At 66.5% G+C, this 16,557-nt stretch carries 18 protein-coding genes and 1 pseudogene; all 19 read right to left on the bottom strand.

The window, feature by feature from the left end; genetic code table 11:
* Positions 1-150 precede the first annotated feature (150 nt).
* Positions 151-1,317, bottom strand: a complete 1,167-nt coding sequence (locus EA346_RS09590; protein WP_296757972.1) for an aminotransferase class I/II-fold pyridoxal phosphate-dependent enzyme — start codon at positions 1,315-1,317, stop codon at positions 151-153.
* An 8-nt stretch (positions 1,318-1,325) separates the two neighbouring features.
* Positions 1,326-2,756, bottom strand: coding sequence for a ribosome biogenesis GTPase Der (gene der, locus EA346_RS09585; protein WP_296757969.1), 1,431 nt, complete (start codon positions 2,754-2,756; stop codon positions 1,326-1,328).
* Positions 2,757-2,783: 27 nt separating this feature from the next.
* A complete protein-coding gene (gene bamB / locus EA346_RS09580) occupies positions 2,784-3,956 on the bottom strand; it encodes an outer membrane protein assembly factor BamB (RefSeq protein ID WP_296757967.1) in 1,173 nt (390 codons plus the stop codon).
* A gap of 15 nt (positions 3,957-3,971) precedes the next feature.
* A complete protein-coding gene (locus EA346_RS09575; protein WP_296757965.1) occupies positions 3,972-4,586 on the bottom strand; it encodes a tetratricopeptide repeat protein in 615 nt (204 codons plus the stop codon).
* Positions 4,586-5,881, bottom strand: coding sequence for a histidine--tRNA ligase (gene hisS / locus EA346_RS09570; RefSeq protein ID WP_296757963.1), 1,296 nt, complete (start codon positions 5,879-5,881; stop codon positions 4,586-4,588). Before hisS ends, EA346_RS09575 begins: the two co-directional genes overlap by 1 nt.
* Before the next feature lie 43 nt (positions 5,882-5,924).
* Positions 5,925-7,370 (bottom strand): RodZ domain-containing protein, encoded by a 1,446-nt coding sequence (locus tag EA346_RS09565; RefSeq protein WP_296757960.1) that lies wholly within the window; start codon positions 7,368-7,370, stop codon positions 5,925-5,927.
* On the bottom strand, positions 7,363-8,160 hold the full coding sequence (gene pilW, locus EA346_RS09560; protein WP_296757958.1) for a type IV pilus biogenesis/stability protein PilW: 798 nt from the start codon (positions 8,158-8,160) through the stop codon (positions 7,363-7,365). The genes EA346_RS09565 and pilW overlap by 8 nt, the downstream gene beginning before the upstream one ends.
* Positions 8,157-9,290, bottom strand: coding sequence for a 23S rRNA (adenine(2503)-C(2))-methyltransferase RlmN (gene rlmN, locus EA346_RS09555; RefSeq protein WP_296757956.1), 1,134 nt, complete (start codon positions 9,288-9,290; stop codon positions 8,157-8,159). The genes pilW and rlmN overlap by 4 nt, the downstream gene beginning before the upstream one ends.
* 184 nt (positions 9,291-9,474) lie before the next feature.
* The gene (gene ndk / locus EA346_RS09550; RefSeq protein WP_296757952.1) at positions 9,475-9,906 is read right to left on the bottom strand and encodes a nucleoside-diphosphate kinase; all 432 of its coding nucleotides are present in this window, start codon (positions 9,904-9,906) and stop codon (positions 9,475-9,477) included.
* A 243-nt stretch (positions 9,907-10,149) separates the two neighbouring features.
* Positions 10,150-10,554, bottom strand: a pseudogene (locus EA346_RS09545) (Rrf2 family transcriptional regulator); the annotation flags it as partial.
* Positions 10,555-10,610: 56 nt separating this feature from the next.
* Positions 10,611-11,408, bottom strand: a complete 798-nt coding sequence (gene cysE / locus EA346_RS09540) for a serine O-acetyltransferase (protein WP_296757949.1) — start codon at positions 11,406-11,408, stop codon at positions 10,611-10,613.
* Between the two features lie 38 nt (positions 11,409-11,446).
* Positions 11,447-12,196: an RNA methyltransferase gene (locus EA346_RS09535; RefSeq protein WP_296757947.1), complete on the bottom strand. Its 750-nt coding sequence runs from the start codon at positions 12,194-12,196 to the stop codon at positions 11,447-11,449.
* 35 nt (positions 12,197-12,231) lie between these two features.
* Positions 12,232-12,840 (bottom strand): hypothetical protein, encoded by a 609-nt coding sequence (locus EA346_RS09530; protein ID WP_296757945.1) that lies wholly within the window; start codon positions 12,838-12,840, stop codon positions 12,232-12,234.
* Positions 12,837-13,616: a DUF3050 domain-containing protein gene (locus tag EA346_RS09525; protein WP_296757944.1), complete on the bottom strand. Its 780-nt coding sequence runs from the start codon at positions 13,614-13,616 to the stop codon at positions 12,837-12,839. The genes EA346_RS09530 and EA346_RS09525 overlap by 4 nt, the downstream gene beginning before the upstream one ends.
* Before the next feature lie 113 nt (positions 13,617-13,729).
* Complete coding sequence (locus EA346_RS09520) at positions 13,730-13,933, bottom strand: hypothetical protein (protein ID WP_296757942.1); 204 nt, start codon at positions 13,931-13,933, stop codon at positions 13,730-13,732.
* Positions 13,934-14,042: 109 nt separating this feature from the next.
* Positions 14,043-14,384 carry a TusE/DsrC/DsvC family sulfur relay protein gene (locus EA346_RS09515; RefSeq protein WP_296757940.1) on the bottom strand — a complete coding sequence of 114 codons (342 nt, stop codon included), beginning with the start codon at positions 14,382-14,384 and terminating at the stop codon, positions 14,043-14,045.
* Between the two features lie 88 nt (positions 14,385-14,472).
* Positions 14,473-15,156 (bottom strand): type I-MYXAN CRISPR-associated protein Cas6/Cmx6, encoded by a 684-nt coding sequence (gene cas6, locus EA346_RS09510; RefSeq protein WP_296757937.1) that lies wholly within the window; start codon positions 15,154-15,156, stop codon positions 14,473-14,475.
* Positions 15,157-15,168: 12 nt separating this feature from the next.
* Positions 15,169-15,360: a sulfur relay protein DsrC gene (locus EA346_RS09505; RefSeq protein WP_296757935.1), complete on the bottom strand. Its 192-nt coding sequence runs from the start codon at positions 15,358-15,360 to the stop codon at positions 15,169-15,171.
* A gap of 9 nt (positions 15,361-15,369) precedes the next feature.
* Entirely contained in the window at positions 15,370-16,305 is a 936-nt protein-coding gene (locus EA346_RS09500) for a TauD/TfdA family dioxygenase (RefSeq protein ID WP_366755781.1), read from the bottom strand.
* Between the last annotated feature and the right edge of the window lie 252 nt (positions 16,306-16,557).

Genomic DNA, 16,557 nt, shown 5'->3' with positions numbered 1-16,557 from the left:
ATCCCGTTGCACCAGCTCCCGTAGGAGGCCAGCCTCTGGCCGATGGGTTTTCCGGGGCCAGATCGGCGAGAGGGCTCGCCTCCTACGGGGAAAGGCTCATCCCGAGAGTGCGTGATAATCAGGGCCTCGCAAGCCGCGACAACGTTTCCCTCACGCTGGCCCGGCCAACACCCGGCGCAGTCGCGCAACCGCCTCCTCGAGGCGCTCGCGTGGCTGTGTGTAGGCGATGCGGATGTGATCGCGCCCGGAACCTGGACTGAAATCGGTACCCGGCGTCAGGGCCACCCGCGCCTCGCGCAGGATGCGTGCGCACAGAGCCTCGGAATCGGGGCCATGCGCACGGCTGTCGGCATAAATGTAGAAGGCGCCCTCGGGACGGGCTCGCACCTCCAGACCCAACTCGGGCAGAACCGAGAGCAGGAAATCACGGCGACTCTCCAGTTCCCGCACCCGCGCCTGCAGCAGATCTTCCGTCCCCGCTTCGAACGCCGCCAGCGCTGCCGCCTGGGCCATGGTGGAGGGTGCGACGAAGAGGTTCTGCGCCAGTCGGCGCACCGGTTCGATCCAGTGTTCAGGCACGACCATCCAGCCCAGGCGCCAGCCGGTCATCGCGCAGTACTTGGAGAAGCTGTTGACGACCACCGCTTCCGGCATCCACCTCAGTGCCGTGTCCGGACTCCGGCCAAAGACCAGGCGTCCGTAGATCTCGTCCATGATCAGCACGCCGCCACGTGCGCGAGCCACTGCGGCGATGGCGACCAGTTCCTCCACCGGCAACAGGGTCCCGGTAGGGTTGGCCGGCGAAGCCAGCATCACCGCGCGGGTCCCCGGCTCCCAGGCTGCGGCGATCTGCGCCGCCGTCGGCTGGAAACCACTGGCGGCCGGGACCGGGACCAGCACCGGACGAGCACCAAGTGCGGTGACGAACTGGCGGTTGCAGGCGTAGCCGGGGTCCGGCAGCAGAACGCCGTCACCGGCATCCGTGGCCGCGGCCAGCGCCAGCAGGATGGCGGCGGAGGCACCGGCCGTGACGACCACGCGCTCGGGATCGACCTCGAGACCATGGAGTCTGCGGTAGTCGGCGGCGATCGCCTGCCGCAGCGCGGCCGTGCCGTGGGCCGGGGTATAGCGCGTGATCCCGTTGGCCAGGGCCCGCTGCCCGGCCGCAACGATCGCTTCCGGAGTCGGGAAGTCGGGTTCCCCCACCTCGAGGTGGATTACATCGGCCCCGCCTGCCTCCAGGTCCTGCGCCTCGGCCAGTACCTGCATGACCCGGAACGGTTCCATGGCTCCGGCGCGTGCGGACACGGTCGGCATCGCGGGACTCAGCGCCGCTTCACATGCTGCAGCAGGCGCTTGCGCTTGCGTTGCTGCCGCTCGGTGAGGATGTTCTTGCGACCCGCGAAGGGATTCTTGCCCGTCTTGAATTCCATCCGCAACGGCGTGCCGACCAGCTGCAGATGCCTGCGGAAGAAATTCTCGAGGAAGCGCTTGTAGCTTCCCGGGAGAGCATCGGTCTGGTTGCCGTGAACCACGATCACCGGCGGGTTCTGGCCACCCTGGTGGGCATAGCGCAGCTTGATCCGGCGGTTACCGACGAGTGGCGGCTGGTGCTCCGCGACCGCCGATTCCAGCAGCCGCGTGAGTTTGGGCGTGGACAGCTCGGCAAATGCGCTGGCATGGGCCTCGCGCACGTCCTCCAGCAGGTGTCCGACATTGGTGCCGTGCAGGGCGGAAACCAGGCGCATCCGGGCGAAGCGCAGAAAACCCAGCTTGCGTTCCAGATCCTGGCGCACCGACTCGCGAACCTCCGGATCCAGACCGTCCCACTTGTTCACCGCCAGCACCAGGGCCCGGCCCGCTTCCAGCACCATGCCGAGCAGATGCGCATCCTGATCGGCGATCCCGGCACGGGCATCCAGCACCATGATTACCACATGGGCCGCTTCGATCGCCTTCAGCGTCTTGATCACACTGAACTTCTCGACCACCTCGTGGACCCGCCCGCGCCGCCGTATGCCGGCAGTATCGATCAGGGTGTACTCCTGGCCGTCGCGCGCGAACGGAATGAAGATGCTGTCCCGCGTGGTGCCGGCGATCGGAGTCGCGACGACGCGCTCCTCCCCAAGCAGCCGGTTGATCAGCGTGGACTTGCCGACATTCGGGCGGCCCACCAGCGCGACCCGAATGCCCGGCCAGCGGTCCAGGGCCTCGGTGTCGTCCAGGAGCGGCGTGTCCCCGTCGCCGGCGGTCTCCGCGGCAAGGGCCTCGATTTCATCCCGCACCCGCTGCATCAGCAACGCGATGCCGCGACCGTGCGCGGCGGCGATCGGAACGATGCCGCCCATGCCCAGCGAGTGAAATTCGACGGTCGCGGAATCGATGTCCAGGCCGTCGGTCTTGTTGGCGACCAGGAGCGCCCGCACGCCCTGCGCACGCAGGTCGCGGGCGATGACCTCATCCTGCGCGCTGAGTCCCGACCGCGCGTCGACCATCAACAGAACCACATCAGCCTCGGCAATGGCCTGGCGCGTCTGTTGGGCCATGGCGCTGTCCATGGTCTCGTCTTCGCCGGAGAGGCCGCCGGTGTCGACCACCATGTAGGGGAAGCCGCCGACCCGTCCAATCCCGTACTGACGGTCGCGGGTCAATCCGGGCAGATCGGCGACCAGCGCGTCGCGGGACCGCGTCAACTGGTTGAACAGGGTGGACTTCCCGACGTTCGGGCGCCCTACCAGGGCGAGCACCGGTATCATCCCGGCGCCCCTGCGCGGGGGCCGCGCTCAGTCATTGCCTACACGCGCCCGGATCGCACTGACCTGGCCATTGCCGGAGACCACGTAGAGCACATCGTCACGCAGCACCGGGCGGGTCACGATGGCTCTGGATCCGGCCCGGGTCCGGGCCAGGATGCGACCGTCATCGACGCGCAGCCAATGCAGGTAGCCTTGGTAATCGCCGACGACTGCCTGGTCCCCGATGACCACCGGCCCGGTCACGTCCCGCAGGCGCAGGCCGCGCTGCTGCCAGAGATCGCCGCCGTTACGCGGATCAAGGCCCCATACATGGCTGTCCGCCGCGGTCATCACCAGGATCTCGGAGTCGCCGTGGATATCACCGCCCTGATACGACGAGAAGTCCCGGGCCCAGATGAGGTCACCGCTGTCGAGCGTCACCGCGGCCAGGCGACCCTGATAGGTCGAGGCGAAGGCGACGCCCCGATAGACGGGAATGTGCCCGTCGGCATCGATCAGGCGCTCCAGTTCGGACCGCCCCGAAGGCACCGCGATGGTGGCCTCCCAGAGGACATTGCCGCGAGTCGTGCCGAGCATCAGCAGGCGGCCGGTATCGAAACTCGCGAGCACCCGACCCGGCAGCATTTGAGGCACCTGCACGCCGCGCAGACTCAGCGCGGGAGTGGTGCGCAGGACCGTCCAGCGCACCGTGCCCGAGGACGCGTCCAGCGCGTGCAGGCGACCGTCATTGGTGCGCGCGACGACGACCCCTCCGGCGACCGTCGACAGGGCCAGCACCTCGCTGGAAAGCTGCGTACGCCAGACCTCGTCGCCGTTATCGAGGTTCAGCGCGATGGCGGTGCCGTCCATGGTCCCCACGACCGCGATGTCCGCTCCCGCGCCAACCCCCGAGGAGACACGCACGTCACGCAGCCGGTTCTCCCAGCGTGGGGTGCCCGTGCCGCGATCCAGGGCGCTGACGCGCCCACGGGAATCCGCGACCAAGACCAGGTCGTCGGTGACCGCCGGCTTGGCCTGCCATATCGAGCGGTCCGCCCCCCGGCCGATGGAGCGAGACCAGAGAGTGTTCGGGCTTCCCACCGCGGTGAATTCCGGCAGAGGCGCCGGGGACTCGGTGATGTCTCGCGTCCACAGGCCGCAGGCCGAGAGCGACAGCAGCAACGCGGCGACAAGCCAGAAACGCAATACGACGGGAATCATGATTGCCGACATCCCTCAGGCAGAAAGCTCATCGAGCTTGAGCCGAAGAAATTCCGTGTTGTGCCCGGCAGCCAGGGCCTCTTCGTAGTACTGGCGCGCGCGCTCGGAATCACCGCGGGCACGGGCAATATCGCCGCGCGCCTCCGCGCGCAGGCCTGCAAAGGCCTCTGACTCAACCTCGGCCAACAGGGCCTCCGCCTCATCCAGGCGGTCCGCGGAAACGAGATGACGCGCCAGGCGAAGCGTCACGACCTGCCGGTAGCCACGATCCTGCGCGGTCTCGCGCGCCTGTTCCAGGGCATGGATCGCACGCTGGTGATCCTCCTGACGCACGGCCACGTCGGCGACGATGGCCCAACCCATGGCCACATAGGGCGTGCCACGACCTCTCTCGGTCAACTCAGCCACGACCGCTGCTGCCTGGGTGTACTGGCCAGCGCCGGCATGGGAGAGCGCCGCGGTGTAGAGCTCGGAGGCCATCTCGGCGCGGCTGTCCTGCCGATCGGTCCACCAGTTCCAGCCGAAGAGGCCGGCGATCCCGATCGCCAATCCGCCGATGATGGCTGCAGCGTTTTCGGACCACCACTGTTTGATTCGTTCCGCTTTTTCCTCGTCGGTGAGGTAACTCATCAGTTCCATCCTCCGGATTGTCGTCCCAGCCTGGCCTGCATCAGCGCCGCCAGATCCTGCTGGGCCACGGTCAGTTGGCTGCTCTCGGGATCCCGCAGCGCCTTCACCACGACGGTGCCGGCCGCGATCTCGTCGGGGCCAAGGATCACCGCGTAGCGGGCGCCCGCCCTATCAGCCTTTTTCATCTGCGACTTCATGCTGCCGCCGCCGCAGTTCAGCAGCAACTGCAGCCCCGGGAGCTGGTCCCGCAGCCGCTCGGCAAGGGTCAGGGCCTGCGGACCCGCCGCCGTGTCTCCCGGGACCACCAGGTAGATGTCAGGGCCGGCACGCGCTGTCACCGCTCCCTGATCGACCAGCAGGCTGACCAGTCGTTCCAGTCCCATGGCCAGCCCGATGGCGGGAGTGGAACGGCCCCCGAGCTGTTCGACCAGGCCATCGTAGCGGCCACCCGCGCAGACCGTGCCCTGGGCGCCGAGTTCGTCCGTGATCCACTCGAAAACGGTATGGGTATAGTAATCCAACCCACGAACCAGCCGGGGATTGTGCGTGTAGGCAATGTCGAGCGCATCGAGATGGGCGCAGAGGCCATCGAAATGGGCGCGCGACTCAGTGTCCAGATCCTCGATCAGCGTCGGCGCGCCGCGCGCGATCGCGGCGGTCTCGGGGTGTTTGCTGTCCAGCAGGCGCAACGGGTTTTCATGCAGGCGACGAACGGCCTCGACATCCAATCCATCGCGATGCGCCTCGAAATAACCGATCAGCCGTTCTCGGTAGCGCAGCCGGCTGGCCGGCGTCCCCAGGGTATTCAGTTCGAGACGCAGGTTGCGCAATCCCAATGCCTTCCAAAGACGTGCAGTGAACGCGAGGAGTTCGGCATCGACGTCGGGGCCGGGCACGCCGAAGATCTCCATTCCGACCTGATGAAACTGCCGGTAACGCCCCTTCTGCGGTCGCTCGTGCCGAAACATCGGCCCCTGGTACCAGAGTCGCTGCACCTGGTTGTGCAGCAGGCCGTGCTCGATCCCGGCACGGACGCAGCCCGCCGTGCCCTCGGGACGCAGGCTCAGCCGGTCGCCGTTGCGGTCCTCGAAGGTATACATCTCCTTTTCGACGATGTCGGTGACGTCGCCGATGGAACGTGCGAAGAGGTCGGTGAACTCCACCGCCGGCAGGCGGATCTCCCGGTAGCCATAGCCATCGAGCAGCTCCCGCAGGCGACTCTCGAGGAACTGCCAGGCATGGATGTCATCGGGCAGGATGTCATGCATCCCGCGAATCGACTGAATGGCCTTCATGCCGGGCTCTCGATACCGGCGATACACATCCCGAACGGCTGCATCAGTCGGCGTCCAGACTGAACCGGGCAGTGCGGTCGGTGCGCGAGTGCGGGGTCAGCTCCACCGCTGCGCCATCCCGAACCAGGCGGACCGCGGGCGCGTTGCCGAGGACCACCCTCGCAGGGAGTTCGACGGAGACGGTACGCTCATCGCCCGAATGGAAGATCCCCTGCAGCGCCACCCGATCCGATGCCGAACGGATCTCCACCCAGGATGTGTCATCGAAGGAGAGGGTCAGCATGCTCCGACCCTCGGCAACCGGGGCGGCCTCCTGCCCGTCGCGGGCAGCCGGTGCCGGAGCTGGCACGGCCGCAGCGGACATATCCCGCTCGGCGGTGGCGACTGGAGCCTCGTCCAAAACAGGATCCGGCTGTGGCGCCGACACGGGATCCGGCAACGCCTGCTCCGGCAAAGGATCCGGCTGTGGCGCCGACACGGGGTCCGGCAACGCCTGCTCCGGCAAAGGATCCGGCTGTGGCGCGACGGAAGCTTCGGGCTGAACCGCATCGTCCACGCCCGCCGGGGTCTCCGGCAACACCGCCGGGAAATCTTCTTCGCCACGGGGTGCTGCGGGTGCCGGCTCGATCGACGGTGCAACCTCCGGTTCGGGCAGGGGCTCCAGCATCAGGGAGTCCTGTGCAGGCTCAAGAGGTGACACCTCCTGCGCCCACTCCAGTTCCGTCACCGGCTGCCCCGGGGCTGATGACGTCGTCGGTTCGGGAACTGGCTCGGCTTCGGGTAAGGGTTCCGGTGCTGCCCGGGTAAATCGCTGCCGTACTTCATCAAACCATAGCGCGACACCGGCAAAGGGAGTCTCCCGGTCGCCTTCGGTCCACGCATAGACGCCGAGCCCGAGCGCCGAGACGAGGATGGCCGCGACGGTCAGCGACCAGACGCCGCCGCTGAGACCCCAGCGCCCGGACGGATTCCGCTGCACGGTCGGCCGCAGCACCGGCTCCGTGTACCCCAGACCCTCGTAGGCCCGGATCCAGGTCTGGGCGTCGCCGCCCAACTCGCGGGCCACCCCCCGGAGATATCCGCGAACATAGGCCGGCGGCATGGACTCGAAACGGTTTCCCTCGAGGTCTTCGATGATCCGCCGGGACAAACGCGTACGGGATGCAAGATCGCTCTTGTCCATACCGAGCTTCTCGCGCGCGAAACGTATGCCCGCACCCGGTTGTCCCGGCCCGGATCCATCCGGCGCGGGTTCCACAGGGTGGGTGCGCATCGTCAAGCCGCTGGCCACGGAGATGGCGGGCTCGGGCTCGTTCACTCCAAGCGTCGTGTCACCGGCGGAATCCCTACCGGCGAACGCTGCGCCGCGGCGATCGCGATCTCCCTCGGAGCGCAGTCCCAGGCCGCGCAGTTCAGAAGGCAGGCCGTCCGTCTCGTCGAGATCGTCCAGCTTCCCGAAAACCGGCTCCTTATCCTTCCTCTCAGCCATGCGCCTGCTCCAGCCGCATGAGTTCGGCCGCCTCCCTGCTGTCCGCGAAATCCCGCCGCAGGCGCTCGGCGCAGGACCGTGCGTCGCCATGGTTGCCGAGTTGCATCTCAGCGCGGTAACAGAGCAGCAGAGACTGCGGCGTGACGACCTCGAGCGCGCTCAGGCGCGACAGAAACGCGCGGGTCTGGAAAGGCCGTCCGTCCGCATACGTCAGCAGCGCCATCTCGTACAGCGCCTCGTGATACTGCGGATCGACCCGCAAGGCCTCACGCATCCGCTCCTCCGCGCGCTCCAGATTACCCATCCGCAGATCACAGATGCCCGCACTCAGCAACGCGACCTCGCGAGCGGAATAGGAAGAGTTCGCGATCGCCTTGGCCAGCAGTGCCTGGCCTTCCGCGAACTGTTCCTGGCGACACAGCAGGTCGCCAAGGTTGGTCTGCACATAGGGGTTGTCGGGCTCCAGCGCGAGCGCCTCGCGATAGTGCTTCACGGCACTGTCCGTAGAACCCTGGCGTTCGCGCACCGAGGCCATGCCCAGATGCGCCATCGCCAACCGCGGGTCGAATTGCAGCGCCCGGTCCAGCGCACGCTGCGCCTCGGCGAGGTCGTTCTGGCGCAGGTAACTGATCCCCAACTCCGCGTTGGCTTCCGCCGCCCGCCTCTGGTCGACGGGGGTCTGGGACTGCAGACCCGCACACCCGCCGAGCAGGCCTGCGGCGATCAGGCCGAGGAGCAGCAGGACGGCCCTCCCATGGTACCCGCCGGGCACCCGAACCCCGCCCCTCATGCCGTCGCCCCCACGCGTTGCGGCAACGCCGCATGCAGGCGGATCATGCGCGCCCCACGACCGCTGCGGTCGGCCACCTGACCGACCAGCTGGCCGCAGGCCGCGTCGATGTCGTCACCGCGAGTACGCCGGATGATGGTCACGAAACCGGCATCCCCGAGCAGCCGCTCGAACGCATGCACCGCGTTCATCGACGGGCGGACAAACGGGGAACCAGGAAAAGGATTGAACGGTATCAGGTTGATCTTGCAGGGAACGTCGCGCAACAAGTCGATCAGCTCCCGTGCATGCTCGGGCTGGTCGTTGATGCCGGCGAGCAGGACATACTCGAAGGTCACCCGGTGGTGTCGGGCGCCGTCACGCGTGTAACGACGGCAGGCCTCGAGCAGCTCGCGGATGGGATATTTCCGGTTGATGGGCACCAGGCGGTCGCGCAGCGCATCGTTCGGTGCGTGCAGGCTCACGGCCAGCGCGACATCGGTGACCTCGCCAAGGCGATCCAGCGCCGGGACCAATCCCGAGGTGCTCAGCGTGACCCTGCGCTTGCTCAGCCCATAGGCATTGTCGTCCAGCATCAGGTCGATTGCGTCGACCACGGCGTCGAAGTTCGCCAGCGGCTCACCCATGCCCATGAAGACCACGTTCGTGACCGCGCGGGACCGCCCCTCGGGCACCGGCAGACGGCTGTTGGCCAGCCAGATCTGCCCGATGATCTCGTGCGCGGTCAGATTGCGGTTGAAGCCCTGCTGGGCGGTGGAGCAGAAGGTACAGTCCAGCGCGCAGCCCACCTGCGAGGAGATGCACAGCGTGCCGCGGTCGTCCTCGGGAATGAAAACGGTCTCGATGGCATTGCCATCCGCCAGCCGCAGCACCCACTTCACGGTGCCATCGTCGGAACTGCGTTCCAGGGCGATCTCCGGCAGATCGATCTCGGCGACTTGTCCGAGCCGTTCGCGCAGCGCCTTGGACAGGTCGGTCATCGCGGTGAAGTCGGTCACGCCGCGCTGATGAATCCACTTGATCAGTTGGGTGGCGCGAAAGCCGCGTTCACCCCACTGCTCGAACTGCTCCGCCAATCGCTTGCGGGGCATACCCAGCAGATTCAGAGGATTGGCAGGCGACGTTGACATGGCTTCTATTCTGGACCCTAAAGCGTTGTAGTGTAATGCACGCAGCACTGATACGCATTACCCGCAGGAGCCGACTGCCCCTGCGACATTCCGTCCAGAACCCGCCCGACCCGAAGCTCGAGGCCGCGCCGGGGAAGCCCCCATCCTCGGACCGGAATCCCAGGAGCCTGTCGGACTTGGGCTGTTAGCGCGTACGCGGGCAAACGCCATCGTCGCCGAAGAAAAAGGCAATCTCGGTCTGGGCCGTATCCGGACCATCGGATCCGTGTACGGCATTCTCATCGATGCTGGTCGCAAAATCGGCACGGATCGTTCCTGGTGCCGCGTCCTTCGGGTTGGTCGCCCCCATGATCTCGCGGTTCCGGGCAATCGCATTGTCGCCCTCGAGCACCTGGACCATCACCGGACCCGACATCATGAACTCGACGAGATCCTTGAAGAACGGACGCTCCCTGTGCACCGCGTAAAAACCCTCGGCCTGGTCACGCGACAGGTGCAGCATGCGTGCCGCCACGATACGCAGTCCGCCCTTTTCGAAGCGGCTGTAGATTTCCCCGATCACGTTCTTGGCAACGGCATCGGGTTTGATGATGGACAGGGTACGTTCCTGGGCCACGGGCAATCTCCTTGGGCAATGGAAAACAACAGCCCGCCGGACGGCGGGCAGGAAACCTGAAATCGCGGGGTAGTCTAGCGACAGCCCCCGGCGAGGGCAATCGAGCCAGCCGCCGGGATGCGGAGCCTGTCAGGCCTCGCCGCTTCCGGCTGCCTGCGGCGGCGCGGCGGTGATCGGTATGGTGCGGCGGGGCGACTGGCCCTCCCCCTGCCAGACCGACAGGGCGAACGCATCTCCACGCGCCTCCAGATGACGCTGGAGGACGTCGGTCAGGGAGCGACTGCTGAGGAAGTCCTGCATCTGCTGGCTCAACTCGACCCAGAGATCATGGGTCAGGCAGCGTGAATCCTGGTTGCAGTTGACGAGCCCGCCGCAGCGGGTCACGTCGACCGGTTCGTCAACCGCCAGGATCACGTCCGCGACGGTGATCTCCCCGGGATGGCGGTCGAGGCGGTACCCGCCGCCCGGCCCCCGGCTGCTGCGCACCAGCCCGTGCCGGCGCAGCCGCGCGAACAGCTGCTCGAGGTAGGACAGCGAAAGACGCTGCCGCTCCGCGACCTCGGCAAGCGACACCGGCCCCCGCGTGGAGTGCATGGCGACATCGAGCATGGCGGTCACGGCGTAACGCCCCCGCGTGGTCAGTTTCATGGCGGTCCCGGAAGACTTGGAATCTCTATGAGGGTATCTTTACCCGAGCGGATCCATCAAGTATTCCCGGACGTCCCGCGCGGAGGAATCTCGCAGTCCTCGGGCTCCAGCCCCTCGAGATCGCACTGCGAGATCGGATGCATCTCTTCGGCCGCACCCATATCGATCCCGGCCCCCTTGAGGGCCTCGCACGCACGTTCCATGCGCTCGTCGAGTTCATGCAGATGATCGACGATCCGGTGGATGGCATCGGCCACCGGGTCGGGCATATCCCGGGTCAGCCCGTAGGCGTCGAAGCCCATGCGGTCCGCCATCGCCTTGAAGCGCGGATCGGGTTCCGGACGCGGCACCAGCACCCGTGCCGGGATTCCCACCGCGGTGGCATCCGCGGGCACGTCGCGCAGCACCACGGCATTGGAACCGATCCGGGCGCGGGCGCCGATGTGCACGGGTCCGAGGAGCTTTGCTCCGGCGCCGATCACGACGCCCTCCTCGAGGGTGGGATGACGCTTGCCCTTGTCCCAACTGGTTCCGCCAAGGGTGACCTGGTGGTAGATGGTGCAGTCGTCGCCGATCTCTGCCGTTTCGCCGATCACCACACCCATGCCGTGATCAATGAAGAAACGTCGCCCAATGCGGGCACCGGGGTGGATCTCGATTCCTGTCAGCAGGCGACTCACGTTGGCCAAGATACGGGCAAGCCAACGCAGCCGGATACGCCAGAGCCCGTGCGCCGCACGGTGAACCCAGACGGCGTGCAGCCCCGGATAGGTCGTCAAGACCTCGAAGCCGTTGCGCGCCGCGGGGTCACGATCGAACACGCAGCGGATGTCTTCCCGGAGCCGTTGAAACATGGTGTCCCGTCGCCTGAGGATGGCAGGCAACTAAGATATCACGGCCGATCCAGCGGACGGCCGCCGCCCCGCTCGGTGTGTGTGAGGATGCCGCGCAGGATCCTGACCTCGCTCGCGCTGAGCCCGGCACGCAGGTACAGATGGCGCAGGCGGCGCATCAGGTGCCGCGGTTTTTCGGGATCCAGGAACTCGATGCGCACCAGCGCACGGAGATAATGCTCGAACAGCCCCTCCAGTTCGGCCTGGGTCGCCGGAGGATCGGGGTCGTATGCCGGTGGTGACGCCACCGCATGTTCCAACGCAGCCATACGGCAGGCGTATGCCAACACCTGCACCGCTGCGGCCAGATTGAGAGAGCTGAAGCCGGGGTCCGTCGGGATCTGCACCAGGGCGTTGCAGTGATCCAGCTCGTCGTTGCTCAATCCGCTGCTTTCGCGGCCGAACACCAGCGCCACCGGTCCCCTGGCAGCCCTTGCAACGAGATCGCGCGCCGCGGCGTCCGGCGCCAGCACCGGGACCGAGTGGCCGCGACGGCGCGCGGTGGTTCCCACCACCCAGACACAGCCGGCGACCGCCTCCTCGAGCCGCTGCAGCACCCGCGCATTGACCAGAAGGTCATCCGCGCCGGCCGCAAGGGTCGTTGCCTCGGCTGCGGGAAAGTGCCTGGGGTCCACCAGCACCAGATCGGAAAGGCCCATGGTCTTCATCGCCCGCGCGGTCGAGCCAATGTTTCCAGGGTGGGTGGTTCCCACCAGGATTACGCGAATGCGACGGAGTGTGTCTTGCATGCCTGCTTCCCGCCGGGGGCCAGCCCCGCAGGCTCTCAGTCGTCGGCCAGCGGGCGCCGCGGTTCGCGGGCAGGGCGCTCATGCTCCGCGTCGTCCAGCAGGGTTTCGAGGGCCCGCGTGAACCCCTGCGCCGCCTCCGGACCGTCGATCGCGACCACCTGGTCCTGAGCCCACTTGCGGTTGGTGGGACCGAGCACGTCGGTTACGCGGTCCCCCAGGCAGCACAGCATGGTAAAGCCGGGCCCCTCTTCCGGGCTGTACCTGCACTCGGCATAGACGCCGGTGCGCTCGTTCAGCTTCTCGATGAAACGATCGCGGTGGTCTCCGGGGCCCTGCGCATCGGTCCGGTTCTCATCGACCAGCTCGGCCAGACGCATGGCCATGGCGGTGATGAACCGCGCCCGATCCTCCGCAGACAAGGTTTCGTAGACCAGCCGGTCGGCCAACAGCAGCAGGAAAGCGACGAACTCCTCGATGATGTCGATCCGCTGCGCACGCGAGCTCGTCTCGAAGCCCTCGTTCTCGAGGTTGAGCACGCCGTTGCAGGCCGCGCGCCAGGCGTTGGCGGCCCCGACCGTGGCCAGATCCTCCAGGCTGCGTTCCCGCTCGCCCTGCTTCCAGCGACTGCGCAGACGGAGACTCATGCGGCCTCCGCAAGGTCGGCATGCACACCGTCCCAGAAGCGGATCCGCGCCTCGATGGCCGAGCGGGCAGCCACGCGGGCCTCCTCCAGTCGCACGGGATCGCCCGCGCAGAGCAGGTCCAGCATGCGCAGGGACAGGGGCCCGTGGAAATCCTCATCGAGGTGGATGTGACGATTGAGGTAGAAGTGGAACTGCGGGGCAACGTCGGCGCCGATCCCCATGTTGCGCAGGAAACTGCGGAACATCCCTGGAATCACGTGCTCCCGACCCACGGCCAGGGCGGCCGCAACGACATGCGGCTTGTCGGTGGCAATGAAGTCGAAGGTACTGCGCATGAACCGGGCCGAGGGTTCCGGAGCGATGCCCGCGGCCAGCGCCGCATCGATCCCGCGCGTCGCGGCGATCTCGACGAAGCGCCGGGGACGGTCCGGGTCCGCGCCCAACTCGGCCATCGAGCCGCAGTAGAGTTCGAAGTGGCTCATGTGCACGTCGCTGCCGTCGGGCCCCGGAAACGCGTCGGATTCCTCTTCGAGCACGAGTTCGTTGATGAAGCGCCTGACCGCGGCATCACCCACCGGGCTCCACGGATAACGAACTGGTGCAATATGTTGCTGCAGATACTTGATAAGGGACATGAAGTCCCAGACGGAGTAGACGTGATGCTCCATGAACCGGCGCAGATCCGACAGATCGCGCAGGCCATAGACGGGGTGGTCATTGAGGCGCTGGCTCAGCGGCGCCAGTACCTCCGGATCGAAACCGGGGCGATCTGACATAGGGGTATCCGAGACTGATGGGGGTACGCTTGTTCCCGAGCCGCGCGGCGTGACGCGCGTCCGAAGAAGGGCGGGCGGGCAAGACCCTGCCCGTCCGCCGGGCGACGCGGATATTAGCGGCGCGAGCCCTTCTCTTCGTGAGCGATATCCACCAGCTCCATCGCGATATCGCGGTAGCGCTTGTGATAGGCGTGCAGCGCATGGCCCTCGGGCGCCAGGTAGTAATCGACCGGGTCGACGCCGTTCTCGTGCTCGTAATCCATGAAATGCTTCTGCATCTCGAGCATTTCGTTGATCAATTCCTGTTTCTTGCTCATGGTTCCGTGTCTCCAAGTAATGGGGCGGCGAACGTGGGCCCCGACGACCTACGCGACTGTAACACCGGCCGCCGGGGCGCTTAACCTCCCTTAGGGGATAGGCAACGATTCAATAGCCACCCTTCCGGCGGCTTTCGGGCAGCCCGGCAATGCGCCCGCCCTGCTTGCTGGGATCCAGCGGGAACAGGTCGTAGACGGTCTTGGCATCCACCTTGCGATCGTCCCACAACTGCTGCATCGCCTTCACGATGGTGCGGGTGTTCGGCTGGCTCTCATTGTTATTCATGTACTCGTCGCGCAGGTAGTGGATCAGGTCCCAGTGGCGCTGGGTCAGCTCGATGCCTTCCTTCGCGGCGATGGTTTCGGCCACCTTCTCGCTCCAGTCCGACAGCTCCAACAGGTAGCCATTGGGGTTGGTCTCAATGGTGACACCGTCAACTTCCAGACTCATGAAAATTCCTCCCTTGGTTTAGTCATTCACTGCAAATATTTGGAAATCCTTACATTTCCACCCCAAAACCCCGGCCGGACACGGCCGTTCAATTGCCCCCGGGCACCGGGGCGATATCCTTGTGCCCGATGAACAGGCCACAGCCCATGGCCCGCTCCGGACCGATACCGCTGCGCTGCAGGCGCAACGACTCCTCCGGCTCCAGCTCCGCGACCATCAGGCTGCGCGTGTGCAGCATGCCTTCCGGGACGCGCAGCACGTGCCTGCGACCGCTCAGCAGCTTGGAGACAGGCACCCCGAGGCGGCTCAGCTCCGCCGCCATTTCGGCAAGGAACGCAGCCTCGTCCTGGTCCGGTTCCGAAACGACGTAACGTGCAAACACCACCGGCAGCGGCTCCAGCGGAATCACGTTCATCTCGCCGATCCCTACTGCGAATCCGGCAACATCGAGCCGGCTGCCCACCAGCGCGGCGGCGGAATCCACGCGCGCATCCGGAACGCGCAGGCGCAGGCGCGCGCGGCGCGACAGGTGCAACAGGTCCCGTTCGGGATCCTGGGGCCGCATCCAGCCGTTGCCCGACTCGGCACCGTGGATCAGGTGAACCCCGGCCAACTCCTCCGTCTCCAGCCACGGCAGCGATTCCAGCAGTGCCGTGGACAGGGCGTGAGCATGGTCCAGCGGCAGACAGGAACAGTCGATCCGGAAGGAGACATCGACCACGTCCCGCAAGCCGGCGAGTTCGTCATATGGAGCGTCGTCATCCCAGAACATCTCGATCCCCGCTCAACCGTTCGGGGAAGTGAACGCGGCCTCGATGCGCTCTTCCCAATCCATGGGTGTATCCGGAAACGGCGGACGCACGTCGGAACTCAGAAAGCGCTCACCTTCGCGCGCGCGCTGCTGCACCAGCTCGATGAGCTGCTGGAAGGACTCGAGGTCCTGGTTCTGCATCAGCATCTCGCTCAACCAAATCATTTCAATACCTCAGGTTTCAGCCACACGATCGAGAAACCGCGCCCGGTAGACCAGGCGCCGATGGCCGGATTCCCGGTCGTCCCGGAATCCCGTGCGGTTATGTAACACGTTATTACAGAGGATGCCCTCCCCTGGACGCAACCGGTAGCGGAAGATGGGGCTGTCCGGGGCATCCAGGATGCGACCGATCAGCGCCACGGCCTCGGCAGTGACCGGGTCGTCGCGCCAGCGAATGTTCCGGCCCCGGGCGGTGTAACGCATGTGCAGTGCACTGCTGACCGGATCCACGCTGAACACCGGCCCGGTGCGCTCCGGACGGATCACCTCGCCGTCCTGCGTGTTCGCGGGAATGGTCAGGGCCTCGGGATGCATCAGGGCCTCGATATAGCGTGACCCCGCATCGCGCAACGCGATGTAGAGCATCTCGTGATCCATCAGCGCGTTCTCGCCCCCCTGCGCCGCAGCAGACACGCAATGCAGCAGCATCGCCCGGATCGTCCCGTCGGGCGCATTGTAATAGCCGTCGCAGTGCCAACTCAGCGGACGATCGGTGTAGGGGATGTACTCGCCAGTGCGTCCGCCCTCGCTGACCTGCAACTGGCTGATTCCGTCTTCCTCCGCACACAGGTGCTCATCGAGCCGCCAGAGGCCGAGCGCCTGGCCAAACCTGCGCAACGCATCTCGATCCACCGCGGCGCCGTCACAACGGTAGATCGCAATGTTGGCACGCCGGATGCGCTCGATCAGCGCCGAACGCTCGGCCGCAGTGACACTGGCCGGGTCCTCCACATCCACCCTGAGATCGTCGATGGAACCCGGAAACCCGGACAACTTGGCTTCGCGCCAGCGGCCATAGGCCAGATGATCCGCGGGGTCGAAGGGGCCTCCGCCGGAGAGACTGCCCGGAGTCCTGCCACCGGGCCTGGCAATCGAGTCGTTCATCATCGGAATTACGGGATCCTCGGGCTGCCGGCCACGAACCGCCGGTGGTTGGGCGGCCGGCCGGTGCGACGCGTCCGCGCGCGCAGGGCTTCGCGAGTGGCAAAGTGTAATCGTGTCCCGGGCCGCCACAACTATCCATCCGGGATAGCCAGCCAGCATCACCGCCGCCCTGATGGTAAAGTGCCGAACGCGCCCGGACCGGGGCGTCGCGCGCAGGTCCGGCCCCGAGGAACGATCGCACCCCGGCAGATCCCG

The sequence above is a fragment of the Thioalkalivibrio sp. genome, from assembly GCF_007692535.1.
Taxonomy (GTDB): Bacteria; Pseudomonadota; Gammaproteobacteria; order Ectothiorhodospirales; family Ectothiorhodospiraceae; genus Thioalkalivibrio.
Note: the sequence above shows the minus strand (reverse complement) of the source record. Positions and strands in the feature narration are given on the sequence as shown.